This is a genomic window from Nonomuraea zeae, from assembly GCF_005889725.1.
Lineage (GTDB): Bacteria > Actinomycetota > Actinomycetes > Streptosporangiales > Streptosporangiaceae > Nonomuraea > Nonomuraea zeae.
In genome coordinates this window covers 1-25,953 of sequence record NZ_VCKX01000122.1, presented here as the reverse complement: position 1 = coordinate 25,953, position 25,953 = coordinate 1, and the positions used below count along the sequence as shown (strand labels likewise).

Genomic DNA, 25,953 nt, shown 5'->3' with positions numbered 1-25,953 from the left:
CCGGACCCGGCGCCGGCGCCGATCAGGGGATCTTGTACGTCTGCTGCGGGCCGCAGTAGCTGATCCCGATCGGCGAGCTGGTGAACCGGCACACCTGCACGGTCACCACGTCGATCTTCGTGACCCCCGTCGGGTCGGACAGCCCGAACGACAGCGCGATCTTCCCGTCGTCCACCTTGAACGTCTCGCGATCGACGAGCGTGCCGCCGTTGTAGCCGCTGAAGGTGGCCCGGGAGTACATGCCGTCCGGCGCGCAGGGCGAGATCTCGCCGTCGTCCGCCAGGGCGCCCTCGACCTGGACGGTCGGCCTGATGACCGGGCCTTGGAGCTGTTCGAGCGTCCCTTCCGTGACGCCGCGGCGGCACTTGTCGCCGGAGTCCGCGGCGAACGGCACGGCCGCCGCCGCGGCGACGGGCTGTGTCCCCAGCAGACCCGCGCTGATCACGGCGCCCAGCACCAGCCAGCCTCGTAAGCGCATGACATCGACCTTCCGTGTGTCGGTGTTGCCCGGTCCCCCCATCGCGCTACCAGATCCACGAGGCAGCCGAAAAATACATCTAAAGGCCGACTTTTTCAGCTTTCTGGCTGGTCGGGAGGGGTGGCAGAGCGCTGGGGCGGCTGGGCGGCGGCGATGTAGCGGCGCCGGCCCCGCTACGCGACGGAGCCGAGAACGGGCTTGCCGGCCCACTCGTAGGTGACGTACACGACGCCGGCCCCGGTGGTGGTCGAGCCGGTGTGCTTGAGCCCGGCGGCGGCGGTGCCCTCGGCGAAGAGCCGCTTGCCCTCGCCGAGCACGACGGGGAAGACCAGCAGCCGGTACTCGTCGACCAGCTCGGCCCGCTGGAGCGTGCGGATGAGGTCGCTGCTGCCCTGGACGATGATCTCGCCGTCGGTGCGCTTCTTGAGGTCGGCGACCGTCTCGGCGGCCTCGCCGACCAGGACCTCGGTGTTGCGCCATTCGGCGGTCATCGGGCTTCTGGTGGCGACGTACTTGGCCATGCTGTTGATCTTGGCGCCGCCCTCCTCGTCGGGCACGCCGGGCCAGTGCGCGGCGAGGATGTTGTACGACCTGCGGCCGAGCAGCATGCCGTCCGCGCGCTCGAACTGCTCGCCCATGATCTGGCCGAAGACCTCGTCCACGTGCGGGGCCAGCCAGCCGCTCCAGGGGAAGCCGCCCGTGTCGTCCTCGCCGGGCCCGCCGGGCGCCTGCATGACGCCGTCCAGGGACACGAAGGTCGAAACCACCAGCCTGCTCGCCATCATCGCTCTCCTTCTCTTTCCCGCCTTGGGAAGTCCGGCCGTGCCGTTCACATGTGCCAGAGCCTGCCGGAACGCGTTTACGGATCGCTTAAGGTTTCCCTTCGGTCCCGGAAGCGGACAGCGTACTCGCGGCGGGTCACCTGGCGCGGAGGGCCAGGCAGGCCGCCTCGGCGGCGGCGCCCCTCCGGCGCGCGGTCAGCCGCCGCAGGCGGATCGCAGGTTGTAGAACCAGGACAGGTACTTGGTGTGGACGTCGCGGCCCGCGATGCGCAGCATCGAGTCGTCGGCGTTCTCCAGCGTGGTGAAGTTCGCGCTGCCCGTGTAGACGCGGGGCGTGATGTCGTCGTCGTAGTAGCCGTCGATCATCATGATCTTGGTGTGCGGCACCACGGACCGGCTGCCCACCGTGAACCGGCAGGGCCTGACCTGGATGTACTTGCCGTTCGATGCGGGCCGGGCGAGGATGTCGCGGATGTACTGGGTGACGTTCTTCTTCGCGCTCTCGTCGTAGAACACGACGTCGATCCAGCAGTTCTCGCCGCGCAGCCGGAGCAGCTCGTTGGCGATCTCCACCCGGTTGCCGTTGAAGGCGGTCAGGGCGAGGCGGATGTCGGTCTGCCGGGTGACGCCGGCGGCGTCCTGGTAGCTGCACTTGACGAGCTTCAGCACGTTGGCGATCGGGTCGCCGCTGGAGGTCAGGCGGGGGAAGAAGTGTCCCTTGTAGGTCGAGCCGGTGGGGGTCGTCCAGAAGTAGTCGGGGTTGACCGGCTGCATGCGCCGGGCCCGCAGGTCCTTGAAGTACTGGACGTAGCCGTCGTACACCGTGGCGTCGGTCAGGGTGAACGCGTCGTTGTAGGAGTTGTACAGGTACCAGTCGGACATGTTCGACGAGGTCTGGAAGACGACCTTGGAGTGGGTGACGCCGTTCACCACGACGCTGGAGAAGGTGGCGAACTTGTCGTGCAGGTAGTCCCTGGCGATGCAGCCGCGGTCGGCGCTCTCGTTCGGGTATTCGCACCGCACGGCCCAGGACGCGGCCGTCTCGTTGGTGCCGAGCGCGGCGCTGAGCTGGCCGAACACGGTGTCGTTCCGCCCGTCGTCCTGGCTGTCGAGCACGACCTGCACGCCTGCGCCGCGGGCGTGCGCGGCGACCAGCTCCGAGGCGACCTCGCTGGACCTGTCGCCGGGGACGAACTCATGCATCGCGAAACGGATCTCAGCGCCCGCGGGGACAGCCTTGATGAGCCTGATGAGCTGGTCCATGACGGCCGACTGCTGGGCGCTGGGGCTGTGCGCGACCCCGGAGTCGGCCGTCGGGTCGTTGAACACCGGGGCGTTCAGCACGGGAGGGCCGGTGACGGCCGCGCCCGCGGCGGTGACCGGCGAGACGGTGAGGCATAACGCCAGGATCAGGGTGATGACGGCTGGTCTCTTCGCTACCAAGTCTGACTCCCCGGTGTGCGTGTGCGGTGTGTGATGTCAGGGTCGAACTGTCATCGCTGTGACGCTGAACTGTCAACCGGCCGTGGCGCCGGTCGGTGGCCCGACCGGCGCGGGCGTGCGTCAGTTCCCGTCGCGGGCGATGTCGGAGGTGCACGGCGCGAAGTTCGCGCCCCGGATGTTGCGCAGGTTGTCGATCGACATCCAGCCGTACGTCCTGGTGCCCTTGACCCGGGCGTAGACCCACCTCGTGCCGTACCTGTTCGTGGTCCAGCAGTGGAAGTAGAGGACCCGGCCGCCTCGTACGGCGGTCACCGTGCCGCAGGCGCTGCCGGCGTACGGGCCCGTCTTGAGGTTGAACGTGCCCTTCATCACGCCCGTCCCGTTGTCCAGGTTGTGCGGCCGCGGGGCCGGGCAACCGGGCATCGTCGCGGCCGACGCCGTCCCCGCGGGTCCGGCGGCGACGGCCATGGCCGCGATCGCTCCGGCCGCCACCAGCACCGCCACGCTTCTCGACTGCTTGCGCATCCTGATTCCCCCCACTCGATCCGTTGTTCGATCGGCATGGTGGCAGTGGCGATGTTGAGGATGTGTTGAGTCCGTGTTGAGTGCCGGGGACCGTTACGGGGTGGTGCCGGCCGTCACGTTCGGCTCACCGGGGTCGCCCGAGGCCGCGCGGGGTTCCTCCCTCCTGCCGGAGACCGGCTGGTAGCGCACGAGCAGGCGCAGCCGGGATCGGCCCTCGGGGTGTTCGAGGCTGACCCAGTCGCACAGGTGCAGGACCGTCCACAGGCCGAACCCGCGTCCTGAGGCGTAGTCGGGGGCGAGGGTGAGGTGCTCGTCGCTGAGCGTCCCGCCGCTGTCCACGATGTCGATCCAGATGCCCACCGGGTCGGCGTACGCCGTCAGGGTGCCGGTGCCGCCGCCGTGCTCCAGCACGTTGGTGGCCGCCTCGTTGACCGCCACGACCAGATCCTGTAATCGCCGCTCGGGCATCCCCGCCTGCGCGGCGTAGTCGCGCAGCCGCTGGCGGAGGACTGCCAGATCCCAGGTGATCGGGCAGCGCAGCTCCCGGGGGTTGCTCATGGTGGTTCCTCGCAGGTTTGGAAACCCGTGACAGCCACATTGTTCCCTTACCGGCGTCGCGAGTCGGTGCCGATGGCGAGATCGGCCTTCTGCACGCCTCAGCGGTGCGGTGATTAACCGGCGCCAAGCCCCCGGCCCGGTAGATGAGCCCGGTTTATCTATTGCCGTCACGTTCCTCCACCTACGGTCAACCTTGTCGAAGCGCGGCTGCTCAGCAGGGGTTGATGATGCAGGAATTGACGTACACGCTCGCCGACCCGGACTACTACCGTCCGATGCACCGCTGCGCCGACGCGCTCCAGCACGCGGACCCGAGCCGGGGCCGGTGAACTCGGTGCGGGCCGGCTGTCATCCGAACGCGCCTCTCAAGCGGTAGTCATCGCCGGAGACCACGGAGACGCGAGACGGGGATGATGCATGGACGACGGGTTCGCCGAGTACGTGGCGCACCGGCACCTGCGGCTGTGCCGGATGGCCTATCTGCTCGCCCGGGACTGGGGCACGGCCGAGGATCTGGTGCAGACGGCGCTGGCGAAGGCGTGGCTGGCGTGGCGGCGGATCGAGGGCAACCCCGACCCGTACGTCTACCGGATCATCGTGAACACCCACGCCTCCTGGTGGCGCAGGCGCTGGCGCGGTGAGATCCCGGCCGAGACTGTCCCCGAGAGGGCCGATCCGCGCGACCCGGCCGCGGAGGTGGACGACCAGGCCGCGTTGTGGAGCGCGATCGGCACGCTCTCCCCGCGCCAGCGGGCGGTGGTCGTCCTGCACTATTTCGAGGGCCGGACGCTCACCCAGGTCGCCGACATCGTCGGATGCTCGCTGGGAGCGGTGAAGACCCAGCTCAGCCGGGCGCTCACCCGTCTCCGGGTCGATCCGGACATTCAGACCATGAACCTGGAGAGGGTCCAGCGATGAGGCACATGGAGAGCGACCTGCGGCAGCTCCTGACCAGGCAGATGGACGAGCGGGCGGGCGGCGAACCGGCTCCGAACCTGGGCGCGATCGTCCGGCGGGGCCGCCGCATACGCCGGGTGCGGCGGATGGCGGCGGCGGGCGCGGCCGTGGCCGCCGCCGTGACCGCGGCCATGCTGGTGACCGATCCGGTCCAGGTGAAGGAGGCGATCGTCGCCCAGCGCCCGGTGGACTCGGTCCGGGTGCGGCCCGGCCCGCGGCTGCCGGAGAAGTACGAGGTGGTGCTGGGGGCGAAAAGGTACGACCTCCCGCTCCTGCACTCGGAGCGCTTCGAGACCGTGGGCGTCGAACGGACGGTGACGTTCGACCCGGTCAGCCTCTCCACCGGGCACAAGGTGGCCTGCGAAGATCCACGGGCGTGGGTGGTCGTGGTGGGCAAGCTCAAGGGCGGCGAGACGGGCGGCGAGACCGGCCGCTGCGGGCCCGCGAGCGGCGGGCATCACGACCGGCTCTCCGCGCCCGCCGGCTGGCTTGAGCGCCCGCAGACCTTGCGGATCTGGGTCTTCCCCGCCGACGCCCCGGTCCGGGAGGTGGCGGAGGCCGTCACGGGGTGCCCGCCGGTCGGGAAGTCGAAGGAGTGCGACGAGACGGCCCAGTCGGTGGCGCTGATGAACCCCGAGGTACGCGAGCGGCTGTCGGCCGAGGTCGGCGAGCGGCCGGGCGCATGGGCCGCCGGGATCTACGACGGCCCGGCCGGTGACCAGCCCGTCAGGCGGTGAGCTCCAGGGCACGCGGCCACCGCGGAGGCGGAGCCGGCGATGGCGGCTCCGCCTCGCGGCGGGCGTGCTTGCTCAGAGCGCGGCGGTGAAGGTGTGGGTGCCGGCACCCACCTCCCGCACGGCCGATCCCGGCAGGTCCACCTCGGCGTCCGCGCCGGGCGGCACGGTCGCGGTGACGGTCAGCGTGCCGTCCTCCAGCGTCCACGACACCGACGCGGGTCCGTACGGGGTGTCCAGCCGCGCCGAGGCGTGGGTCAGGTCCCCGCCCGGCCTCGGCGCGATGCGCAGGCGGCGGTAGCCGGGGGCGGCGGGCGCGAGACCGGCCACGGTGCGGTGCAGGAAGTCGGCCACCGCGCCGAGCGCGTAGTGGTTGAACGACGTCATCTCGCCGGGGTTGACCGATCCGTCGGGCAGCAGGCTGTCCCAGCGCTCCCAGATGGTCGTCGCGCCCATCGTCACCGGGTAGAGCCACGACGGGCAGTTGCGCTGCTGGAGCAGCTCGTAGACGGTGTCGTAGGCTCCGGCCGAGGCCAGCGCGTCGCACACCAGGGGCGTGCCGACGAAGCCGGTGCCGATGCGGTGCTCGTCGCCGGCGACGAGCTCGACCAGGCGGCGCCCGGCCCGCTCGCGCTGCGCGGGGCCGTCCAGCAGGTCGATGGTCAGCGCGAGGGCGTAGGCGGTCTGCGTGTCGCAGGCCAGCCGGCCCGACGGCGTGACGAACTCGCCGCGGAACGCCTCCCGCACCGCCTGCGCGAGCTCGGCGTAGTGCCGGGCGTCGGCGTCGTGGCCGAGCAGCTCCGCCGTCTGGGCCAGGATCGTGGTCGTCCAGGCGTGGTAGGCGGTGGCGACGAGCGCGTGGTCGGTCCGCGCCTTGCCCGGATCCTCCGGGGGCGCGGCGGGGTCGAGCCAGTCGCCGAACTGGAAGCCCTCGTCCCACAGGTGGTCGTCGCCGGTCAGCGACGCGATCTGGTCCACCCACGCCTTCATGCTCGTGTACTGCCGCCGAAGCAGGTCGAGGTCACCGGAGCGCTGGTAGAGCGTCCAGGGCACGAGCACCGCGGCATCGCCCCACGCGGCGGTGGGGATGGTGTCGAAGGCCAGCGGCACCCACGGGACGTAGTGCGGGACGCTGCCCAGCTCGGCCTGTTCCGCGGCCAGGTCGGCGAGCCAGGAGGCCAGCGGGCCCGTGCAGTCGAAGAGGAAGGCGGCGGTGGGGGCGAAGACCTGGATGTCGCCGGTCCAGCCGAGCCGCTCGTCACGCTGCGGGCAGTCGGTCGGCAGGTCGACGAAGTTGCCGCGCATGCTCCACACCACGTTGTCGTGCAGGCGGGTGAGCAGCGGGTCGGAGCAGGCGAAGTCGCCGATCCGGCGCATGTCGGTGTGGCACACGACGGCCTGCACGTCGGAGGGGTCCAGCTCGCCCGGCCAGCCGTCGATCTGGGCGTAGCGGAAGCCGTGCGTGGTGAAGCGCGGCTCCCACTCCTCGGGCGTGCCGTCGCCGCGCAGCGTGTAGCGGTCCTCGGCCACGGCCGAGCGCAGCGGGCGCAGTGCGAGTGCGCCGTCCTCCAGGACCTCGGCGTGGTGCAGGGTGACCGTGTGGCCGGCCGGGCCCTGGACGCGGATGCGCAGGCGGCCGGCGATGTTCTGGCCGAAGTCGAGGATGGTCTCCCCTTGCGGCCCGGTCAGCACGGCCACGGGGCTGAGCGTCTCGGTCCTGCGCACGGGCGGCCCCGAGGGGGCGACGAGCGTGGCCGGGTCGTGCCTGAGCACGTCCGCGGGCAGCCAGGAGGCGTCGTCGAAGCCGGGCTCCGACCAGCCGGCCGGCAGCAGGCGGGCGTCGTGGTGCTCGCCCTCGTACAGGCTGGCCGTCGTCACCGGTCCGGGGGCGCAGCGCCAGCCGTCGTCGGTGACCACGAGGTCGGTGCTGCCGTCGGCGTAGGTGATCTCCAGCTGGGCGATGAGGGCGGTGCGCTCGCCGTAGATGTTGGTCTTGCCGCCGAGGAAGCCGACGCGGCCCCGGTACCAGCCGTCGGCGAGGGTGGCGCCGATGGCGTTGGCGCCTTCGTGCAGCAGCTCGGTGACGTCGTGGGTGCGGTAGCGCAGCCGGTGGCCGTAGCTGGTCCAGCCGGGGGACAGGACGTCGTCGCCGACGACCCGGCCGTTGAGCTCGGCCTCGTACGTGCCGTGGGCGGTGACGTACAGGCGGGCCCTGTCGATCGGGCCGCGTACGGTGAAGTCGCGGCGCAGCAGGAGCGCGGGGCCGTCGGGCACGCCGAGCAGCTCCAGCGGCGGTCCCGCCGCGCCCGCCTGCCAGTCGGCCGGCTCCAGCAGGCCGGTCTCGGCCCAGGACCAGGGGCTCCAGTCGCTGACCGAGCCGTCGTGGCCGTGCACGCGCACCCGCGCGCCGCGCCGTTCGCGTGAGGTCAGCTCAGGGCCGGGCCAGGGGACGAGCACCGGTTGCTCCGACTCGACCGGTCCTGTCACGGTCCCGTCGCTGAGCTCGATCTCGTACGCCCGCTGCCGCCAGCCGGGGATGCCGGTCTCGACGGTCCAGGACAGGCGGGGGGCGCTTTCGCCGATGCCGATGGGCTCCCGGTGGTGCTCGAAGGCGGGAGCCGAGACGGTAAGCGCTGTGACGTGCGGCAAGGTGCTCCTTAGGTCAGCCCTTGATGGCGCCGGCGGTCATTCCGGCGACGATCTTGCGGTTGAAGAAGATGAACAGCACCAGCGGCGGGATGGTGATCAGGACGATGTCCATGAACAGCAGGTTCCACTGGGTGTTGTACTGGCTCTGGAAGTTGTAGAGAGTGACCTGCACGGTGGCGTTGTCGTCACCGGGCAGCAGGTAGAGCGGGTTGACGAAGTCGTTGAAGATGGCCACCGAGCTGGTCAGGATGACGGTGATGGTCACCGGCCGCAGCAGCGGGAAGATCACCTGGAAGAACAGCCGCAGGCCGTTGCAGCCGTCGATCTGGGCGGCCTCGTCCAGCTCGCGGGGGATGGCCGCGATGAACGCCCGGAACAGCAGCATCGCGAACGACAGGTTGAAGGCCACCTCGGCCAGGATCAGCCCGGGCATGGTCTTGAACAGCCCGAGTGCCTGCAGCAGCCAGATCGTCGGCACCACGGCGGGCGGGATGATCAGCCCGGACAGCACCAGGAAGTCGGCGGCCTTGGCGACCTTGCCGGGCCGGCGTTGCAGCACGAACGCGGCCATGGCGCCGAAGACGACGATCAGGGCGACCGAGGCGACGGTGAGGATCGTGCTGTTGACGTAGGCCCGCAGCAGCACGAAGTCGTGCGCCTCGATGACCGCCATGAAGTTCTCGACGATCGGCCAGTTCGCCGGCCAGGCGAAGTCGAGGTCGGTGGCCTGCGTCTGGTCCTTGACCGCGGTCAGCAGCATGAGCGCGAACGGGATCAGGAAGATCACGGTTGCCAGGACCAGCGCGACCGCTTCCGCGCTGAGCCTCCTCAGTGCCCTCATGCGGTGACCTGCCTCTTGCCGAGGAAGTAGTTGAGCGGCACGGCGATGGCCGTGACGATGAGGAAGAGCAGCACGTTGCCCGCGGTGGACAGGCCGAAGAAGCCGGCCTGGTACTGCTTGTAGATGATCGAGGCGATGGTGTCGCTGGTGAAGCCGGGGCCGCCGCGGGTCATCGTCCAGATCAGGTCGAACGAGCGCAGCCCGCCGATGAACGACAGGATGATCACCGAGTAGGTGGCCGGCCACGACAGCGGCAGCGTGACGTGCCGGAAGCGGTGCCAGGCGCCGCCCCCGTCCACGGCCACCGCCTGGTGGTACTCCGGCGGGATCGACATGATGCCGGCGATGTAGATGACGGTGGCGATGCCGACGCCCTTCCACACGTCCACCAGCGCGACCGACAGCAGCGCGGTGGTGGCGTCGCCGAGCCAGTCGCCGCCGTCGATGCCGACCAGGGCCAGCGCCCTGTTGACCAGGCCGGTGTCGGGCCGGAGCAGGGCGCTGAAGGTGATGCCGACGGCGACGGTGGAGACCAGGACGGGGAAGAACACCACCGAGCGCAGGAAGCCGCGCAGCTTGAGCTTCGAGGTGAGCAGCACGCCGAGCAGCAGCCCGAGCACGACCTTGAGGCCGCTGGTGACGACCGCGTAGATGAGGGTGTTCTGGAAGCCGATGCGCAGGTTCTGCTCGGCCAGGAAGTCCCGGAAGTTGTCCAGGCCGACGAAGGTGCTGTCGAACAGCGTCCAGCGCGTCAGCGCGAAGTAGAACGCCATCACGGTCGGCACCAGGAAGATCACCAGGTACACGATCGCGGCCGGCAGGTAGAGCGCGTACGGGTAGGCGGAGCGCGCCTTGGTCGTGCGCGCCCGGCGTGGCCCCTGAGCCACGCCGGGCCCCGTGCGGGGCCCGGCGTCCTGTCTGGTCACCACCCTGCGAGCCCCAGTTGCTGGGCCTGCTTCTCCACGTCCTTGTCGTACTGGGCGGCGCCTTCGGCGGCCGGCGTCAGCCCAGAGCCGACCGCGACGGTGATCTGCTCCAGCGACGGGCCCTTGACGGGGGAGAGGAACTCCAGGGCCGGCGCGCTCTTGCCCTCGTCGATGTAGACCTGCAGGTCCTTGGCGGCCTGGATGGCGTTGTCGGGCAGCTTGGCGCCCTCGATCCGGTACGGCCCCGTCGGCTGCACGGCCTTGGTCACCGCGTCGGCGGCGGCCGGCGAGGCGACGAAGGCGAGGAACTTCTTGGCGGCCTCCAGGTTCTTGGTGGTCTTGGAGACGTAGACGGCGGCCGGCTCCCAGATCGTGGCGCCGCTCTTGGCCGCGTCGGTCCCCGGGATGCCGAAGAAGCCGACGTCGGTGCCGGCCTGCGGCATCGTCGCCATCACCGGCGGCAGGGCCGAGCTGAGCATCGCGTAGTGCGCGCCCTTGCCCTCGACCAGCATCTTGATGCCCTGGTCGTTGGTGGCCGAGCCGAAGCCCTCGTTGACGTAGCCCTTGACGTGCACCTCGGCCAGGTGCTCGAACCCGGCCTGGGCGGCCGGCGTGCCGGCGAACTTGACCTTGCCGGCGGTGTAGTCGGCGGCGAAGGACGGGACGGCGGCCTGGACGTTGTAGTAGTCACCCAGGACGAACAGCTGCGAGGTCCAGGTGTCCTTGAACGTCGTGATCACCGGCGTGAGCTTGGCCGCCTTGATCTTCTCGTTGTTGGCCATGAAGTCGGCCCAGGTCTTGGGCACCTCCAGGCCGAGCTGCTCGTAGATCTTGCGGTTGTACAGGATGCCGCCGCCGGTGACCGTCCCGGCCGGTACGCCGAACACCTTGCCGCCCTGCGTCACCGAGGGCAGGAAGTCCTTCTGCACGGTGGCCATCACGGGGTCGCCGGTGAGGTCCACCATGGTCTGCCCAGGGTTGAGCGCCTGGAGGAGCGAGCCGGAGTTGTACCAGAACACATCCGACATGTCGCCCGTCGAGAGCCTGGTCTTGACGATGTTGTCGCCTTCGCTGCCTCCGGGCCGGGTCTCGGTCTCTATTTTGATCTTGGGGTTGGCCTGCATGAAGGCGTCCGTGAGCGCCTTCGCGGTGCTCACCGTCCCCTGGCTGTTGTCCACCAGGAAGGACAAGGTGACGGAGCCGTCGGCGGCCGGCTCGGAGCCCGAGCCTGAGCCGCAGGAGGTCAGGACCGCCGTCGCGAGAACGGCCAAGGCCGCTCCCGCCGTGCGGTGAGAGGTCTTCACAACGCCCCTCCGGGTTCGTTGAAACGTTTTAACATCCCCCGATGCGAGTTAACGTAGGCGTTACGACTTGGGACGTCAAGAGGCGATCTGAGGAACGATCTCCTATCGTGACCCACGTGATATGTGGACTTGACGGCACGAAAGGTCCTACGAATGGGTAACGTTACCCACTCTGATTCCGGTGTGGAGCTCGTACAATCGGGGGCGCGTCAACGACGGGAGAAGGACGGCACATGGTCACGCGTGACGGACGACGGGTGACGATCACCGACGTGGCCAGCCACGCGCAGGTGTCCACCACCGCCGTCTCCAAGGTGCTGCGCAACGCCTACGGCGTCAGCGAGGCGATGCGGGTCAAGGTCCAGGCGGCCATCGACGAGCTCGGCTACCGCCCGCACGCGGCGGCCAGGGCGATGCGCGGGCGCACGTTCACCATCGGCGTGCTGCTGCCGCACATCAGGAACCCGTTCTTCGCCGACATCGTCGAGGCCCTCGCGGCGCAGATCGCGGGAGCCGGCTATCAGGCCATCATCGTCCAGGGCGGCGGCACCGACCCCACGGCCGAGCGCCGCGCGATCGACGCCCTGGTGGACCGGCAGGTCGACGGCATGCTCGCGGTCGCCCCCGTCATCACCAGGAAAGAGCTGGAGGGGATCGGCCGGGGCACGCCCACCGTGGTGCTGGGCCGGCACGACCGCTCGACGGTGTACGACTCGGTGCTCGACGACGACGAGGTCGGGGCCGAGCTGGTCGTGGAGCATCTCATCGGGCTCGGCCACCGCCGCATCGCGCACATCTCGCAGAAGGACAACGTCCCGGCCCGTCCCGCGGCGCTGCTGCAGACCGTCAGAGCCAGGACGTACGAGCGGGTGATGGCCGAGCACGGCCTGGCCGAGCACATCGCCGTGGCGGCCACCTCCTACACCGAGGAGGGCGGCTACCTGGGCACCCGCGAGCTGCTGGCCCGCGAGCCGTGCCCCACCGCCATCTTCGCGGGCGCCGACCAGGCCGCCTTCGGCGCGCTCGCGGCCGTCAACGAGGCCGGGCTGGCGGTCCCCGCCGACATCTCGGTGGCCGGCTACGACAACTCGCGGCTGACCGCCATGGCGCACGTCTCGCTGACCAGCGTGGACCAGGACGGCGCCACCATGGGCCAGACGGCCGGGCGGCTGCTGCTCGAACGCGTCCAGGGCCGCACCTCCGCCGTGCGCTTCTCCGTCACCCCCACGCTGGTGGCCCGCCGCTCCACCGCCCCGCCGCCGGCCGGGTGACTCAGGCCGGGTGACTCAGGCCGGTTGCGCGGGCCCGTCGCTCCGGGCGACGCCGAACCGGGCCCGGTAGGCCGACGCGCTCAGCCCGTAGTGGGCCTTGAACCGGCGGGCGAAGTAGTTCGCGTCCGGCCAGCCGACCGCCTCGCCGATCCGGGTGATCGACTGGTCGGTGTGCAGCAGCAGGCCCGCCGCCAGCTCGACCCGGAAGCGTGACAGGTACGCCATCGGCGGCAGGCCGGTCGCCGACTTGAAGCGGCGCACCAGGTAGCCGCGGGTCAGGTGCAGCTCGGCGGCGAGCTCGGCGAGCGTCCAGCGGTGCTCGGGCGCCGACTCCATCAGCCCCATCGCGCGCACGATCGCGGGGTGGCTCGGCCCGGTGGCCTGGAAGGCGTCGCCGGTGGTGCGGGCCACGGCGCGGGCCAGGCAGCCGAGCACCAGCAGCAGCCGCCCGATGATGTCGCCGCGATGCGGCCCCACGGGCCGGAAGCACAGCCGGTTCAGTGCGTCGAGGTGCTCGGCGCACTCGGCCAGGGCGGCCGGCTCCAGCCGCGTGGTCAGCATCCCGCGCCGCTGCACCGAGTGCGGCCCGGTCCACAACAGGTAGCTCAGCAGGGCGTCCTCGCGGATCCAGGCCAGCTCGCGCTGCAGCGTCTCGGTGGAGAAGCAGCAGTTGTACAGGTCGAGCCCCCTGCACTCCTCGTAGCCGTGCCACACCCCCGGCCGCAGCAGGATGACGTCGCCCACGGCCAGCGGCCGGCGCCCCGCCAGCGACACGTGCACGCCCGCGCCGCCGGTCACCACGGCGATCTCGACGAAGCTGTGGGTGTGCACGGGGTGGCTCTGTTCGTGCAGGTAGTGGCCGGCGTAGGCGAGCGTGCCGGCGGTGAAGTGCAGCAGGACCCCGGACCGGTCGACGGGTGGCTCGGCCATGCCCGGACTGTACTGCGGCGACGCCGGACGGGGGCGGCGCGAGGTGCATTTCGTGCTACCTCTGGCGCACTTTGGCCTAGCCGCGCCCACCGGCGGGACTCAGGATGCGAAACACGGCGGAAACCTCGGCACGCCGGTACCTCTCCCCCCGGAGGCTTCACTGTGGATCCACGTACGGGCACTCGCTCACCGGCCGTCAGACGCCGCGTCGCGTCGCTGGCCGCCCTGCTGGCACTGATGGCGCCCGGAGTCCACGTGCTCGGCGCGGCCCCGGCCGCCGGCGCCGACTGCGCGGCCGTGCCCTGGATGGACCGGTCGAAGTCCCCCGAACGGCGGGCCCGCGCCCTGCTCGCGGCCTCGTCGCTGGACCAGAAGCTGCGCTGGCTCGACGAGCACTCGGCCAACGACCCGGCGCGCACCACGTTCACCACCGCCGCGCCGCGCGAGCTGCCGCCGGGAGAGTTCGTCCCGATCACGTTCACGATGCCGCCGCAGGTGGAGTGCACGCCGACGATCCAGTACACCGACGCGCCGTCGGCGATCGCCGGGGCGGGCGCGGGCGTGACGGTCTTCCCGGCGAACGTGTCCCTGTCCTCCTCCTGGGACCGGGCCCTGGCCTACGACAAGGGCGTCGCGATGGGGCACGAGGCCTGGCGCAAGCAGCGCAACGTGCTGCTCGGCCCCGGCCTGGCCAGTGGGCGCGACCCCCGCAGCGGCCGTACGTCGGAGTATCTGGGGGAGGACCCGGTGCTGTCGGGCCTCATGGCCGGCGCGTACAGCAAGGGCGTCGGGGCCAACCCGGCCGAGCCCGTCCAGTCGCAGCTCAAGCACTACGTCGCCAACGAGCAGGAGACCGATCGCAACAACAGCTCCTCCAACGTGGACGGCCGCACCCTCCGCGAGATCTACACCCTGCCCTTCGAGATCGCGATCGACCGGGGCGACGTGGGCTCCGTCATGTGCTCCTTCAACCAGGTCAACCACGGCTGGGCCTGCGGCGACGACCAGCTGCTCGGCCGGATACTGAAGCGGGAGATCGGCTTCGGCGGGTGGGTGGTGACCGACTTCGGGGCGCGCCACTACCTGACCGACCCGGTGCCGTCGCTGAAGGCGGGCCTGGACCAGGAGCTGAACGCGTGGCGGTACTGGACGCCGATGGCCATCAAGGAGCAGATCGCGCAGGGGCGGCTGAGCGTGCGGGACGTGGACGAGGCGGCGTACCGGATCGTGCGCGCGCACATCGCGGCCGGGCTGTTCGACGTGCCCCGCCTGAGCGCCCCCGACGCCGACGTCTCCACGCCGCAGAGCGAGGCGCTGGCCCGCAGGCTGGCCGAGCAGGGCTCGGTCCTGCTGAAGAACTCCGGCGTCCTGCCGCTGTCGCCGTCCGTCAAGAAGATCGCCGTCATCGGGCCGACGGCGGCAGTCACGCCGGCGACCGGGGACATCGACGCCTCCAGCGTCTGCCTGCACACCGCACCGAACATCCCCTGCACCGCCAAGGCGCCGCTCGACGCGATCACCGCGCGCGCCCAGGCGAACGGCGCCACGGTCACCTACGCCGACGGCAGCGACCCCGCCGCCGCTGCGGCCGCCGCGGCCGCCGCCGACGTGGCCGTCGTGTTCGGCTACTACCGGGAGGGCGAGTTCGCCGACCGGCCCGGCATCTCTCTCGACGGCGGCGGCGACGCGCTCGTCGCCGCGGTCGCGGCGGCCAACCCGCAGACCGTCGCCGTGCTCCAGACCGGCGGACCCGTCCTCATGCCGTGGATCGACGCGGTCAAGGGCGTGCTGGAGGTCTGGTACGCGGGCGAGGAGATGGGGCCCGCGATCGCCTCCCTGCTGTGGGGCGACGTGGCGCCCAGCGGCAAGCTCACGCACTCCTTCCCCAAGTCGGAGTCCGACCTGCCGACGGCCGGCGACCCCGAGCGCTACCCGGGCACCTTCTCCGACGGGTCCGTCGTCCGCCCGCCCGGCAACACCGAGCCGCGGCAGGTCACGTACAAGGAGGGGCTCGAAGTCGGTTACCGCTGGTACGCGGCCCGCGGCATCGAGCCGCTGTTCCCGTTCGGGCACGGGCTGACCTACACCACGTTCGCCTATGACCGGCTGCAGGTCTCGTACGGGGCGAAGGAGCTGCGCGTACGCTTCCGGCTCACCAACACCGGCTCGCGGGCCGGCACCGAGACGGCCCAGGTCTACGTCGAGCTGCCGCGGGCCGCGAACGAGCCGTCCAAGCGGCTGCTCGGCTGGCAGAAGGTCACGCTGGCCCCGGGCGAGTCCAGGAGCGTACAGGTCACCGTCAGCGCGGACGACCTCGCCGACCTGCACCTCCTGCAGTACTGGAACGCGGGCGCCGGCAAGTGGGCCACCGCCAGGGGCGGCTACGACGTCACCGTCGGCACGTCCTTCGACACCGCGCTCAAGGACCGGTTCACGATCCGCTGACCGGCCCGATCACCGGCCCGATCACCGGACGGGGGTGAAGGCGCGAAACGTTAACCGCGCCTTCACCCCCGCCGCGCTAGGAAGGAAGGATGCGGATCCTGGTGGCCGAGGACGAACGGGTCCTCGCTGACCTCATCGGTGAAGGTCTTCGACGCGAATCGATGACGGTCGACGTGGTCTACGACGGCGGTGCCGCCCTGGAGCGGCTGGCGGCCGAGGACTACGAGGTGCTCGTGCTCGACCGCGACCTGCCGGTGGTCCACGGCGACGCCGTCTGCAGGGTGCTGGCCGAGCGGGCGGCGCCGGTGCGCGTCCTGATGCTGACCGCGGCGGTCACGGTCGGCGACCGGGTCGCCGGCCTGGGCCTCGGCGCCGACGACTATCTCACGAAGCCGTTCGCCAGCGCGGAGCTGTTCGCCCGGGTCCGGGCGCTCGGGCGGCGCACCGCGGCCCGGCTGCCACCGGTGCTCGAACGCCACGGGGTCGTGCTCGACAGCCCGCACCGGCAGGCCTTCCGCGACGGCGTCTACCTGCGGCTCTCCCGCAAGGAGTACGCGGTGCTGGAGGTGCTCATGCGCGCCAGGGGCGCCGTGGTCACCACCGAGGAGCTGCTGGACCGGGCATGGGACGAGCACACCGACCCGTTCACCACGGTGGTCAAGGTGACGGTGAGCAAGTTACGCGTCAAGCTCGGCGACCCGCCGCTGATCAGGACCGCTCCCGGCGGTTACGCGCTGTGATGCGCGCGACGATCAGGACCCGGCTGACGCTGGCGTTCGGCGGGCTGTTCCTGGTGGCCGTCACCCTCGTGCTGTTCGCCGCGAACCGCATGGTGGAGCGGGCCTTCGACGGCAGCGTCAACGTCTGGTCCGAGGAGTCGCAGGACCGTCACGCGCCGCCCGGGATCAAGGTGCCCTCCGAGTTCGACACCGAGCGCGTCGTGAGAGCGGTGCGCGCCGACGTGCTCAGCTCGCAGTGGCAGATCACGCTGGTGTCGATCGCGGTCATGGGGGTGATGGCGTTCGGCCTGTGCTGGTGGCTGTCCGGCCGCGCGCTGCGCCCGGTCCACCGGATCACCGGTACGGCGCGGCGCCTGTCGCTGTCCAACCTCGACGAGCGCATCAACATGAAGGGACCCCGCGACGAGCTGAAGGAGCTCGCCGACACCTTCGACGCCATGCTGGACCGGCTCGCCCGCTCCGCCGCCGACCAGCGCCGCTTCGTCGCCAACGCCTCGCACGAGCTGCGCACGCCGCTGGCCGTGCAGCGGGCCGCGATCGAGATCGGCCTGGCCGACGCCTCGCCGGAGCGGGTCGCCGCCATGCGCGCCGAGCTCCTGCGCAGCACCGAGCGCTCCGAGCGGCTCATCGACGGCCTGCTCGCCCTCGCCCAGGGCGAGCGCGGGCCGCGGATGCGCACTCCCGTCGATCTCGCCGCGGCCGTGCGCCGGGCCGTCGAGCAGCACGCCACCCCGGGCATCTCGATCGACCTCGACCTCCGGCCGGTGACCATCGCGGGTGACGAGGTGCTGTTCACCCGCCTGGTGGACAACCTGGTGCAGAACGCGGTCCGCCACAACCATCCCGGCGGGCGGGTCACCGTACGGGTGGCGCCGCGCGCCGGTCTGGTCATCTCCAACACCGGGCCGCTGGTGGACCCGGGGCGGGTGGACGAGCTGTTCCAGCCGTTCCGCCGGCTGCATCCCGACCGGACCGGGTCCGGGGAGGGGGCGGGGCTCGGCCTGTCCATCGTCGCGGCGATCGCGGCCGCCCACGACGCCGCCGTCACCGCCACGGCCAACCCCGATGGCGGCCTCACCGTTCACGTCTCCCTGCCGGGAACCGCCGCTGCGCCGTGACCGCTGCCTCGCGGACCGCTGCTTCCTCGTGACCCCTGCCTCGCGGACCGCTGCTTCGTCGTGACCTTTTGCCGCACGGACCGCCCTTACGTCCTGACCTTCTGCCTTACGGACCGCTGCTTCGTCGCGACCTCCTGCTTACGGGCCGCCCGTTTCGTACCGATCTCTGCTCGACGGGCCTCCGGACGCCTAAGGTGGGGCGCATGGCGAAGATCGCGCCATGTGCGGATGCAGGCGTGGATTCGGCCTTCCTCGCGAGGAGGGATGATGCGCAGGACAGGTCGCCGGCCCGGGGCGTCGACCACCAGGGAGCAGATCGTGGCGGCGGCGGCCGCGTCGTTCAGCTCGATCGGCTACGAGGGCACCAGCATGCGCCAGGTGGCCGCGGGCGCGGGAGTCGATCCCGCGCTGGTGCGCCGGCTCTTCGGCGGCAAGGAACAGCTGTTCAGCGCCGTCGTGGCGGCGGAGTTCCGGCCGGCGGAGGCCGCGGTCACGCTGCTGGACGGTCCCCGGGACGAGCTGGGGGAGCGGCTGCTGCGCTACGTGCTCGACCTGCTGGGGGAGGTGGCGCGGCCGGGCCCGCTGCTCGGCGTGATCCGCTCCGCCGCGACCAGCGAGCACGCGGCGGCGCAGCTGCGGGAGCTCCTGGCCGCCGACCTGCTGGCCAAGCTCACGCGGGCGCTCGGCGTGGACGAGCCGGAGCGGCGCGCGGCGCTGGCGGCCAGCCAGCTCGTGGGGCTGGCCATCGCCCGCTACGCGGTCCAGGTGGACGCGCTGGTCTCCGCCGGCCCCGATGAGCTGGCCGGCTGGATCGCGCCCATCCTGCAGCGCTACCTCACCGGCCCGGCCCCGCTGCGGGTAGGGGGGCCTTGACCAGCGCCTGTGCTCACGAATGCCCTGAACCCTTCGCCACGCGCACGGGTCCGTTTGCTCACCAGAGAAAACGGACAAGGAGTCAGGCATGCAGATCGGTGTCGTCTTCCCGCAGACCGAGCTCGGCGCGGACGCGGGCGCGGTGCGTGCCTACGGGCAAGGTGTCGAGGAGCTCGGCTTCCGGCACGTGATGGCCTTCGACCACGTCGTGGGCGCCGACCCGGCGGTCCACCAGGGCTGGCAGGGCCCCTACGACGTGCGGACCACGTTCCACGAGCCGATGGTGGTCTTCGGGTATCTCGCCGCGCTGACCTCGCTGGAGCTCGTCACCAGCATCATCATCCTGCCCCAGCGCCAGACGGTCCTGGCGGCCAAGCAGGCGGCCGAGGTTGACCTGCTGAGCGGCGGCCGCTTCAGGATGGGCGTGGGGCTGGGCTGGAACCAGGTCGAGTACGAAGCGCTCGGCCAGGACTTCGCCACCCGGGGCAAGCGGGTCGAGGAGCAGGTCGAGCTGATGCGCCGGCTGTGGACCGAGCCGTCGGTCACGTTCGAGGGCACGTACGACCGGGTGACGGGAGCGGGGCTGGCGCCCCTGCCGATCCAGCGGCCGATCCCCGTCTGGTTCGGCGCGCAGTCGCCGGCCGCGTACCGCCGGGCCGGGCGGCTGGCCGACGGCTGGTTCCCGCAGTGGTCGCCCGGGCCGAAGCTGGACGAGGCCAAGACGCTGGTCGAGGAGGCCGCCGCGCAGGCGGGCCGCGACCCCGCCACGCTCGGCATGGAGGGGCGGGCGCAATGGCGGGGGAGCGCGGAGGAGCTGGACGAGCTGGTGCGGGGCTGGCGGGAGGCCGGGGCCACGCACCTCGCCATCGACACCATGAGGGCCGGGCTGGGCTCGGTCGACGAGCATCTCGGCGCGCTGGAGATCGCGGCCGACACGCTCGGCCTGCGCAAGGGCTGAGCCTGTTCTTGCGCTGGGGCTGTGCCTGTTTCTTGCGCTGGGGCTGGGCCTTTTTCTTGCGCTCGGTCAGCTCGACGTCATGTCCGAGGCGGCCAGGGTGCGCAGGTGGTCCAGCATCTGCCGGGGGGTGTCGGCGAGCGGCTGGACGCAGACGTGGTCCGCGCCGGCGTCGAGGTGCGCGTGTACCCGCTCGATGATCTTGTCTGGGTCGCCCCAGGCCACGATGGCGTCGACCAGCGCGTCACTGCCGCCGTTCGCCAGGTCGGCGTCTTCCCAGCCGAGCTCGCGCAGGTTGTTCGTGTAGTTCGGCAGGGCCAGGTAGAGCGACATGAACCGGCGGGCGGTCCGCCGCGCCCGCTCCGGGTCGGTGTCGAGCACGACCGTCTGCTCCGGCGCCAGCACGGGGTCGGGGCCGAGGACCGCGCGGGCGCGCGCCGTGTGCTCGGGCGTGACGAAGTACGGATGAGCGCCTTGGGCCCGCTGCGCGGCCAGCTCCAGCATCTTGGTACGCAGCGCCGCCAGCAGCCGGGGCGCCGGTTGCGGCAGCGGCCCGGAGTATTCGGTCGCGTCCATGACGTCCAGATATTCGCGCATCGCCGACACCGGCTTGCGATAGTCGTGTCCCCGCGCGGCCACCGCCGGCGCGTGGCTGACGCCGAGCCCGAGCACGAACCGCCCGTCGAACGCCTCCGAGAGGGCGTTCGCGCCGTTCGCGGCGGCCGTGGCGTCGCGGCCCCAGACGCTGGCGATCCCGGTGGCGACCATCAGCCGCTGCGTCGCGCCCAGCAGGATCGCCGAATGGGCCAGCGACTCCTTGCCCGTCGGCGTCTCACCGACCCACAGCGTGCCGAAGCCGAGCGACTCCACCTCGGCGGCCGCCTCCCGCTCGAACGAGGCGGACTCCGCGCTCAGCGTGCTGTTCCAGACGCCGACTCGCCCCATGCGCCGCTTCAGCGCCGCGACATCGATGCTCGGACCGGGCATCGCAACTCACCGCCTCGTTACGACCTGTCATCGACAGGTCACCGTACTCGCATGAGCACCCTACGCAACCCGGCGTCAGGGCAGGTTAACGCCCGCTTCAGAACTTGCCGTGTTCTCGTCCGCCCGGCTGGTCACGCGCACTTGCCGGCGAGCCAGGCTTTGTACTCCTTCGTGTAGTTCGTCATGACGCTCTTCGGGGCCGCGTCGAGCACGGCCTGCCACTGGCGCGTGTTCCCGGTCCAGGCGGGCGGGGGCTCGTTCCAGGCCACGCTGTCGGTCCAGCGGGCCGCCGACCCCTTGAGCAGGCCCGGGTGGCGGGCGGCGAGCTCGCCCTGGATCCAGGCGTCCTGGGAGTAGACCAGGATCTGCTGCGAGCCCTGGCGCTCCTTGATCGGGTCCGAGATCTCCTTCCAGGCGCTCGCGGCGTACGCGGGGTCGGAGAGGATGGCCCTGGTCTCGGGCTTGATCTCCAGGAGGGCGACCAGGCCGCGGGAGCGTACGTGGTCCAGCCACTGCCGCAGCGTGTAGACGCCCTCGCCCTGGTACGGGCCGCGGGTGATGCGGCGGGCCTGCAGGTTCTCCGTCCCGGCCGCCCACCAGAGGTCGGTGATCAGCTGCCGGCCGCCGGTCAGGCCGTTGGTGGAGGTGTTGTGCCACATGACCGCCTTGGTGCCCTGCTTGGTGAGCTGGACGTCGCCTTCCACCCCCTTGGCGCCCCAGGTCTGCTGGTCGTTCACTCCCCGGGGGTGGTTGGGCTGGCGTACCTGATCCCTGGTCCAGGGGTCCGCGCCCGTGGGGTAGCCGCCGTGGCCGAACAGCAGCGGGCAGGCGGGCAGGCGGGCCGCCCCGGCCCCCGCGCTCGAAGCCGCCGCGGGCGAGGCGTTCGCCGATCCGATGGCGGTCAGAACCGCCATCGACACCGCGAGTGCCGCCTTCTTCGTCATGTGTCGCATCCCATCTGTGAACCCGGCAGAAGCGAAGATCTGAGCAGGCTACGGGTCGCGCCGTTCACGATCAACAGGTGATCACGACCAGCGGTTGATCACGATCAGCAGGCGGGCGCGATCAGCAGGCGGGCGCGATCAGCAGGCGGGCGCGATCAGCAGGCGGGCGCGGTCGCAGGGGCCGGTCGCCATCGCCTAGCATTTAGACGGTCGTCGAAATCAGGAGGTGTGGGCCGGTGGCCGTCACCGCAGCCGCGTGCTGTGCCCCGATCGCGCGTGCACCGCTCTCGGAGGCCGACGCCGCGGACCTCGCGACCCTGCTCAAAGCGGTCGCCGACCCGGTGCGACTGCGCCTGCTGTCGATGATCGGCTCGCACGCGGGCGGCGAGGCGTGCGTCTGCGACCTGACCGACGCCTTCGACCTGACCGCCCCCACGATCTCGCACCACCTGAAGGTGCTGCGTACCGCGGGGCTGATCGGCGGCGAGCGGCGCGGCACGTGGGTCTACTACTGGATCATCCCCGAGCAGGTGGCCCGGCTCGGCGCCCTGTTCGCGCCGATGACCGCGCCGGCCTCCGCCTGAATCGGCCCTCCCGTCCGAGAGGGTCGCCGTAAGCGATGTTGGGTGGGAGGCCGGAGCCTCCGCCCCTCGCCGGCGCTTGACCTCTCTCCCGCGCCGCAGGATGTTTGGCCACAGCGCTTGCGACAGAGGAGGCGGGCACGTGGCGGACAATCTCGAAGACCGGGTCGAGAAGGTATGGACCGCGGCCCTGGCCGGCGACGACCACGGCGCGGCCGACGTCGCGCTCGCCGCGCTCGACGACGGCCTGCCCCCTGAGGACCTGCTGCTGGGCGTGCTCGCTCCCGTGCAGTCACGCGTCGGGGACGCCTGGGCCGCCAACGGCGTGACGGTCGCGCAGGAGCACATCGTGACCGCGGTCAGCGAGCGCGTGCTCGCCGCCGTCTCCCGCCACCCGGCCGCCCGTGCCCGGCACACCGAGGACAAGGGCCGGGCCACGGTGGCCTGCGTGGACGGCGAGTGGCACGCCTTCCCGGCGCGGCTGCTGGCCGAGCTGCTACGGCTGCACGGCTGGCGGGTCGATTACCTGGGTCCGCACGTGCCCACCCCGTACCTGCCGATGCACGTGAACGGGACGGATGCCGACGTGGTGGCGCTGTCGGCGTCGATGCCCAGCCGGCTGCCGGCCGCGCACGCGGCGATCGCCGCCTGCCAGGAGACGGGCAAACCGGTGCTGGCCGGCGGGGCCGCGTTCGGCGCGGACGGCCGCTACGCGCACCTGCTCGGCGCCGACGGCTGGGCCGCCGACGGGCTCGGCGCCGTGGAACACCTGGCCGGCGGGCCGCTGCGGCGCAGGACCCGGCCCGGAGAGGCGGGCGGACACCGGCCGCCCCCGGCCGGCGAGGAGTTCGACCGGATCAGCGGGATGGCCCAGGACGTGGTCAGCTCCGTCATGTGGAAACTGGGCGAGCGCCTCCCGGCGATGGCCGGCTACAGCAGGCAGCAGCTCGATCACACCACGAAGGACATCGGGTACATCGTCGAGTTCCTGACCATCGCGCTCTACGTGCGGGACCCGGAGCTGTTCTCCCGCTTCCTGCTCTGGATGGCGGGCATCCTCACGGCCAGGGGAGTGCCCGAGTCGACCCTGTTCCCGGCTCTCGACCTGCTCGCCGGACAGCTGAAGGACTTCCCCCACGCGCTCGCCACGGTGGAGCACGGGGTGGAGGTGCTGGGCCGCGAAGAGGGCAAGGACCGGCCCCGGCACCCGTTCTGAACGCGCGGCCGCCTCAGCCGTCACCCTCGCCGTCGTCATCGCCACCGTCGCTGTCGCCGTCGCCGTCGCCGTCGTTCAGGCTGCGCATGGCTTCGGCCATGGTGGCGAACAGCGGCAGCAGGTCGTCCAGCCCGCTGTCCCCCAGAGCTCGGCGTACGTGCCCGCAGGTGTCGACCAGCGCCATCAGCCCGCCGTGCTGCCGCATGTGATGGGCCAGCAGCACCAGCACGTCCACCCCGTAGTCATCGAGGAAGTGAAGGTCGCTGACCTCGACGATCAGCCGTGACTCGGGGAGATTGAGCAACCGGATCTCCCGCTCGACGTCCGCCACGGTGGCCTCGTCGAGACTGCCGTTCAAAGCGATCAACGCCCAAGTCCGCCGGTAGTCCGGAGAGTCCCTGCGCCTTGCCACGCGTCTTTACTCTTCCGTCAGCATCGCCATGAACAAGCTCACTTCTACCGACATTATCCTGTTGCGGCCCAGGCTTGGGCGCCAGTGTCACGTCCCGATGATCGACGGCGGATATTGCGGTGCGCCTCGCGAACCGTGCAGGCTACCTTGGCGGCATGCTCCCCGATCTTGGCGAGATCACCTCGGACGAGTCCTACGCCGTCCGGCGAAACGAGCTCGCGTTCTGGGAGCCGTGGGCGCGGCACGGGCTGAAGTCGCTGGGTCTCCCGCAGCCGGCCGTCTTCCGCTCACCGGGCAAAAGCACGAACCCCGTGCTGATCGGCGACAACGGCCTCGTCGTGAAGCTCTACAGCGAGTACTGGTACGGCCCCAGCAGCCTCGGCAGCGAGAGCGAGGCGTACGAGGTGCTGTCCGGGCAAGGGTTGCCCGTTCCCGAGCTGCTCGGCCGAGGTGAGCTGCTCCCGGGCGCCACCGGCTGGACCTGGCCGTTCCTGGTGCTGTCCACGGTCACGGGACGGCCGTGGTGGGAGGTGACCGAGGGCGCCGGCCGGGCGACCGGGCTCGCGCTCGCCCGGCAGGTCGGCGAGCTGCTCGGACGGCTACGGCATGTGCCGCTCACCGGCCCCCGGATCCTGTCCCCGACCTCGCCGGTGTTCGGCGACCTGCTGCGCGAACGCAGGGCGGCGACGGTCTCCGACCACCGGACGTGGGGACATTTGCCCCCTCACCTGGTCGACGCCATCGACGACTTCCTGCCCGACGTCGCCGACCTCATCGGCGGGGTCACGCCGGAGCTCGTGCACGGGGATCTGCACGGCGCCCACCTGTTCGCCGACCCGGAGCGCGGCGAGGTCACCGGGCTCATCGACTTCAACGACATGTACGCGGGCGACTTCCGCTACGGCCTGGTGCAGCTCCACCTGAGCACGTTCGGGGCCGACCGCGGGCTGCTGGCCGCCGCGCTCGACGCCGCCGGCTGGCCGGTTTCCGGCACCTTTCCGGAGGAGATGCTGGCCTACAGCTTTCTGCACGACTTCGAGGTGTTCGAGGGGCCGCTCCCCGATTTGACCGGCATCGCGAACCTGACCGAGCTGGCACACGTGCTGTGGGACGTCTCCGAGCCCGGCGCCGGATAGCGGGGGAGCGCCTCCCGCGGCCCGCGCGCGGGAGCATGGTCGAGCCGGCACACCAAGATCCGACACGCGCGGCGACGTACCTCCGGGTGGGGTCTGTGGGGAGTAGGGTGCGGGCAAAACGGGCTAAGGCGGGAGATCCTCCTCATGAGTGACGGTTCGGGCGCCCCATACATCGACATGACGCGGCCGCATTCGGCCCGGGTGTGGAACTGGCTGCTGGGCGGCAAGGATCACTACGCGGTCGACGAGGCGGCCGGCACGAAGATCTGCGAGGTCTTCCCGGGCATGATCGACATCGCCCGCCAGTCGCGCTACATGCTCGCCCGCGTGGTCCGCCACCTGGCGGGCGAGGCGGGAGTCACCCAGTTCCTCGACATCGGGACCGGGCTGCCCACCGTCGACAACACCCACGAGGTGGCGCAGCGCGTCGCGCCCGCGTCCCGCATCGTGTACGTCGACAACGACCCGCTCGTGCTGGCCCACGCCCAGGCCCTCCTCGTCGGCACCCCTGAGGGCGCGACCGCCTACATCCAGGCCGACGTCCGCGATCCGGCGGCCATCCTGCGCCAGGCCGCCGGCACGCTGGACTTCAGCCGGCCTGTCGCGCTGATGCTCATGGGGATCATGGGCCTGGTGCGCGACGACGAGCAGCCGCACGCGATCGTCCGCGAGCTGATGGCCGCGCTCCCGGCGGGCAGCTACCTGGCCCTGTACGACGGCTGCGACCTCGACCCCGCCTACGTCACCGCGATCCGCAGCTACAACTCGGCCAGCGGCGTGGTTCCCTACACGCCGCGCGGCATCCCGGAGATCACGGCGTACTTCGACGGCTTGGAGCTGCTGGAGCCCGGGATCGTGACGGTGACGCGCTGGCGCCCGGACCCCGGGCCGTGGGACGAGCCGCCGATCGTGGCCTGCGCCGGCGGCGTCGCCAAGAAACCCTGACCCACCGCCTCCGCCAACGTCGGCCATCCAGACCAGCCGCGCATGACGGCTGCCCGGGTCGGGTTGCCTGGGTCGGGCCGCCTGGGGAGGCTGCTTGGGTCGGGCCGCCCGGGTCGGCCGTCCAGGCTGGGCGTCCGGGCGGGGCCGTCCAGACTGGCCGTCCGGGTTGCCTGTCTGGGTGGGCCGTCTGGGTGGGCCGTCCG

The 25,953-nt window shown here is 71.3% G+C and carries 25 protein-coding genes; 12 read left to right on the top strand and 13 right to left on the bottom strand.

The features are described from left to right. Window positions 1-22: 22 nt before the first annotated feature. From ETD85_RS32780 to ETD85_RS32760, 5 genes are all read right to left on the bottom strand, one after another. Window positions 23-478, bottom strand: a complete 456-nt coding sequence (locus ETD85_RS32780; RefSeq protein ID WP_138693682.1) for a hypothetical protein — start codon at window positions 476-478, stop codon at window positions 23-25. 173 nt (window positions 479-651) lie between these two features. Beyond that, on the bottom strand, window positions 652-1,263 hold the full coding sequence (locus tag ETD85_RS32775) for a dihydrofolate reductase family protein (protein ID WP_206058843.1): 612 nt from the start codon (window positions 1,261-1,263) through the stop codon (window positions 652-654). A gap of 192 nt (window positions 1,264-1,455) precedes the next feature. Then, complete coding sequence (locus ETD85_RS32770; protein ID WP_138693681.1) at window positions 1,456-2,703, bottom strand: phospholipase D-like domain-containing protein; 1,248 nt, start codon at window positions 2,701-2,703, stop codon at window positions 1,456-1,458. A 120-nt stretch (window positions 2,704-2,823) separates the two neighbouring features. Continuing rightward, window positions 2,824-3,228, bottom strand: coding sequence for a hypothetical protein (locus ETD85_RS32765; protein ID WP_138693680.1), 405 nt, complete (start codon window positions 3,226-3,228; stop codon window positions 2,824-2,826). 93 nt (window positions 3,229-3,321) lie between these two features. Continuing rightward, a complete protein-coding gene (locus ETD85_RS32760; protein ID WP_138693679.1) occupies window positions 3,322-3,786 on the bottom strand; it encodes an ATP-binding protein in 465 nt (154 codons plus the stop codon). Window positions 3,787-4,203: 417 nt separating this feature from the next. Here ETD85_RS32760 and ETD85_RS32755 point away from each other — a divergent pair, with 417 nt between their 5' ends. Together ETD85_RS32755 and ETD85_RS32750 are read left to right on the top strand one after the other, a co-directional pair. Further along, window positions 4,204-4,704 (top strand): SigE family RNA polymerase sigma factor, encoded by a 501-nt coding sequence (locus tag ETD85_RS32755; RefSeq protein ID WP_138693678.1) that lies wholly within the window; start codon window positions 4,204-4,206, stop codon window positions 4,702-4,704. Next, window positions 4,701-5,480: a hypothetical protein gene (locus ETD85_RS32750; RefSeq protein WP_138693677.1), complete on the top strand. Its 780-nt coding sequence runs from the start codon at window positions 4,701-4,703 to the stop codon at window positions 5,478-5,480. The genes ETD85_RS32755 and ETD85_RS32750 overlap by 4 nt, the downstream gene beginning before the upstream one ends. Before the next feature lie 72 nt (window positions 5,481-5,552). On the opposite strand, the gene ETD85_RS32745 is transcribed toward ETD85_RS32750, so the two are convergent. From ETD85_RS32745 to ETD85_RS32730, 4 genes are read right to left on the bottom strand one after another with little or no spacing between them, the layout of a single operon-like run. Further along, window positions 5,553-8,126, bottom strand: a complete 2,574-nt coding sequence (locus ETD85_RS32745; RefSeq protein ID WP_138693676.1) for a glycoside hydrolase family 78 protein — start codon at window positions 8,124-8,126, stop codon at window positions 5,553-5,555. A gap of 13 nt (window positions 8,127-8,139) precedes the next feature. Next, window positions 8,140-8,967, bottom strand: a complete 828-nt coding sequence (locus ETD85_RS32740; protein WP_138693675.1) for a carbohydrate ABC transporter permease — start codon at window positions 8,965-8,967, stop codon at window positions 8,140-8,142. Further along, entirely contained in the window at window positions 8,964-9,893 is a 930-nt protein-coding gene (locus ETD85_RS32735) for a carbohydrate ABC transporter permease (RefSeq protein ID WP_206058841.1), read from the bottom strand. The genes ETD85_RS32740 and ETD85_RS32735 overlap by 4 nt, the downstream gene beginning before the upstream one ends. After that, window positions 9,890-11,164 carry an ABC transporter substrate-binding protein gene (locus tag ETD85_RS32730; protein WP_206058840.1) on the bottom strand — a complete coding sequence of 425 codons (1,275 nt, stop codon included), beginning with the start codon at window positions 11,162-11,164 and terminating at the stop codon, window positions 9,890-9,892. Before ETD85_RS32730 ends, ETD85_RS32735 begins: the two co-directional genes overlap by 4 nt. 266 nt (window positions 11,165-11,430) lie before the next feature. On the opposite strand from ETD85_RS32730, the gene ETD85_RS32725 reads away from it, so the two are divergent. Then, complete coding sequence (locus ETD85_RS32725; RefSeq protein WP_138693673.1) at window positions 11,431-12,468, top strand: LacI family DNA-binding transcriptional regulator; 1,038 nt, start codon at window positions 11,431-11,433, stop codon at window positions 12,466-12,468. Between the two features lie 15 nt (window positions 12,469-12,483). On the opposite strand, the gene ETD85_RS32720 is transcribed toward ETD85_RS32725, so the two are convergent. After that, window positions 12,484-13,398: an AraC family transcriptional regulator gene (locus ETD85_RS32720; RefSeq protein ID WP_138693672.1), complete on the bottom strand. Its 915-nt coding sequence runs from the start codon at window positions 13,396-13,398 to the stop codon at window positions 12,484-12,486. Window positions 13,399-13,560: 162 nt separating this feature from the next. Here ETD85_RS32720 and ETD85_RS32715 point away from each other — a divergent pair, with 162 nt between their 5' ends. The 5 genes from ETD85_RS32715 to ETD85_RS32695 all read left to right on the top strand — a co-directional run bounded on the left by ETD85_RS32715 (window position 13,561) and on the right by ETD85_RS32695 (window position 19,532). Next, complete coding sequence (locus ETD85_RS32715) at window positions 13,561-15,843, top strand: beta-glucosidase (protein ID WP_206058834.1); 2,283 nt, start codon at window positions 13,561-13,563, stop codon at window positions 15,841-15,843. An 89-nt stretch (window positions 15,844-15,932) separates the two neighbouring features. Further along, window positions 15,933-16,583, top strand: a complete 651-nt coding sequence (locus ETD85_RS32710) for a response regulator transcription factor (RefSeq protein WP_138693671.1) — start codon at window positions 15,933-15,935, stop codon at window positions 16,581-16,583. Beyond that, window positions 16,583-17,701, top strand: coding sequence for a sensor histidine kinase (locus ETD85_RS32705; protein ID WP_138693670.1), 1,119 nt, complete (start codon window positions 16,583-16,585; stop codon window positions 17,699-17,701). Before ETD85_RS32710 ends, ETD85_RS32705 begins: the two co-directional genes overlap by 1 nt. Before the next feature lie 264 nt (window positions 17,702-17,965). Beyond that, window positions 17,966-18,574, top strand: coding sequence for a TetR/AcrR family transcriptional regulator (locus ETD85_RS32700; RefSeq protein WP_138693669.1), 609 nt, complete (start codon window positions 17,966-17,968; stop codon window positions 18,572-18,574). Between the two features lie 88 nt (window positions 18,575-18,662). Next, window positions 18,663-19,532: an LLM class F420-dependent oxidoreductase gene (locus ETD85_RS32695; RefSeq protein WP_138693668.1), complete on the top strand. Its 870-nt coding sequence runs from the start codon at window positions 18,663-18,665 to the stop codon at window positions 19,530-19,532. 66 nt (window positions 19,533-19,598) lie between these two features. Here the strand turns inward: ETD85_RS32695 and ETD85_RS32690 are convergent, their stop codons facing one another. Together ETD85_RS32690 and ETD85_RS32685 are read right to left on the bottom strand one after the other, a co-directional pair. Then, window positions 19,599-20,516: an LLM class F420-dependent oxidoreductase gene (locus tag ETD85_RS32690; RefSeq protein ID WP_138693667.1), complete on the bottom strand. Its 918-nt coding sequence runs from the start codon at window positions 20,514-20,516 to the stop codon at window positions 19,599-19,601. Between the two features lie 131 nt (window positions 20,517-20,647). Next, on the bottom strand, window positions 20,648-21,460 hold the full coding sequence (locus tag ETD85_RS32685; protein WP_240779580.1) for a glycerophosphodiester phosphodiesterase: 813 nt from the start codon (window positions 21,458-21,460) through the stop codon (window positions 20,648-20,650). 236 nt (window positions 21,461-21,696) lie between these two features. On the opposite strand from ETD85_RS32685, the gene ETD85_RS32680 reads away from it, so the two are divergent. Together ETD85_RS32680 and ETD85_RS32675 are read left to right on the top strand one after the other, a co-directional pair. Further along, on the top strand, window positions 21,697-22,044 hold the full coding sequence (locus ETD85_RS32680; RefSeq protein ID WP_138693666.1) for an ArsR/SmtB family transcription factor: 348 nt from the start codon (window positions 21,697-21,699) through the stop codon (window positions 22,042-22,044). Window positions 22,045-22,183: 139 nt separating this feature from the next. After that, the gene (locus ETD85_RS32675) at window positions 22,184-23,257 is read left to right on the top strand and encodes a cobalamin B12-binding domain-containing protein (RefSeq protein WP_240779579.1); all 1,074 of its coding nucleotides are present in this window, start codon (window positions 22,184-22,186) and stop codon (window positions 23,255-23,257) included. Window positions 23,258-23,270: 13 nt separating this feature from the next. Here the strand turns inward: ETD85_RS32675 and ETD85_RS32670 are convergent, their stop codons facing one another. Continuing rightward, window positions 23,271-23,624 carry an STAS domain-containing protein gene (locus tag ETD85_RS32670; protein WP_170246955.1) on the bottom strand — a complete coding sequence of 118 codons (354 nt, stop codon included), beginning with the start codon at window positions 23,622-23,624 and terminating at the stop codon, window positions 23,271-23,273. A 200-nt stretch (window positions 23,625-23,824) separates the two neighbouring features. Between ETD85_RS32670 and ETD85_RS32665 the strand changes: the two genes are divergently transcribed. Together ETD85_RS32665 and ETD85_RS32660 are read left to right on the top strand one after the other, a co-directional pair. Continuing rightward, window positions 23,825-24,805, top strand: a complete 981-nt coding sequence (locus tag ETD85_RS32665; RefSeq protein WP_138693663.1) for a phosphotransferase family protein — start codon at window positions 23,825-23,827, stop codon at window positions 24,803-24,805. Window positions 24,806-24,949: 144 nt separating this feature from the next. Beyond that, window positions 24,950-25,750 (top strand): SAM-dependent methyltransferase, encoded by an 801-nt coding sequence (locus ETD85_RS32660; protein ID WP_138693662.1) that lies wholly within the window; start codon window positions 24,950-24,952, stop codon window positions 25,748-25,750. Window positions 25,751-25,953 lie beyond the last annotated feature (203 nt).

Coding starts and splice junctions, on each gene's coding strand:
- ETD85_RS32780 (WP_138693682.1), bottom strand. CDS start 478: ATGCGCTTACGAGGCTGGCTGGTGCTGGGCGCCGTGATCAGCGCGGGT.
- ETD85_RS32775 (WP_206058843.1), bottom strand. CDS start 1,263: ATGATGGCGAGCAGGCTGGTGGTTTCGACCTTCGTGTCCCTGGACGGC.
- ETD85_RS32765 (WP_138693680.1), bottom strand. CDS start 3,228: ATGCGCAAGCAGTCGAGAAGCGTGGCGGTGCTGGTGGCGGCCGGAGCG.
- ETD85_RS32760 (WP_138693679.1), bottom strand. CDS start 3,786: ATGAGCAACCCCCGGGAGCTGCGCTGCCCGATCACCTGGGATCTGGCA.
- ETD85_RS32755 (WP_138693678.1), top strand. CDS start 4,204: ATGGACGACGGGTTCGCCGAGTACGTGGCGCACCGGCACCTGCGGCTG.
- ETD85_RS32750 (WP_138693677.1), top strand. CDS start 4,701: ATGAGGCACATGGAGAGCGACCTGCGGCAGCTCCTGACCAGGCAGATG.
- ETD85_RS32740 (WP_138693675.1), bottom strand. CDS start 8,967: ATGAGGGCACTGAGGAGGCTCAGCGCGGAAGCGGTCGCGCTGGTCCTG.
- ETD85_RS32725 (WP_138693673.1), top strand. CDS start 11,431: ATGGTCACGCGTGACGGACGACGGGTGACGATCACCGACGTGGCCAGC.
- ETD85_RS32720 (WP_138693672.1), bottom strand. CDS start 13,398: ATGGCCGAGCCACCCGTCGACCGGTCCGGGGTCCTGCTGCACTTCACC.
- ETD85_RS32710 (WP_138693671.1), top strand. CDS start 15,933: ATGCGGATCCTGGTGGCCGAGGACGAACGGGTCCTCGCTGACCTCATC.
- ETD85_RS32705 (WP_138693670.1), top strand. CDS start 16,583: ATGCGCGCGACGATCAGGACCCGGCTGACGCTGGCGTTCGGCGGGCTG.
- ETD85_RS32700 (WP_138693669.1), top strand. CDS start 17,966: ATGATGCGCAGGACAGGTCGCCGGCCCGGGGCGTCGACCACCAGGGAG.
- ETD85_RS32695 (WP_138693668.1), top strand. CDS start 18,663: ATGCAGATCGGTGTCGTCTTCCCGCAGACCGAGCTCGGCGCGGACGCG.
- ETD85_RS32690 (WP_138693667.1), bottom strand. CDS start 20,516: ATGCCCGGTCCGAGCATCGATGTCGCGGCGCTGAAGCGGCGCATGGGG.
- ETD85_RS32685 (WP_240779580.1), bottom strand. CDS start 21,460: ATGACGAAGAAGGCGGCACTCGCGGTGTCGATGGCGGTTCTGACCGCC.
- ETD85_RS32665 (WP_138693663.1), top strand. CDS start 23,825: ATGCTCCCCGATCTTGGCGAGATCACCTCGGACGAGTCCTACGCCGTC.
- ETD85_RS32660 (WP_138693662.1), top strand. CDS start 24,950: ATGAGTGACGGTTCGGGCGCCCCATACATCGACATGACGCGGCCGCAT.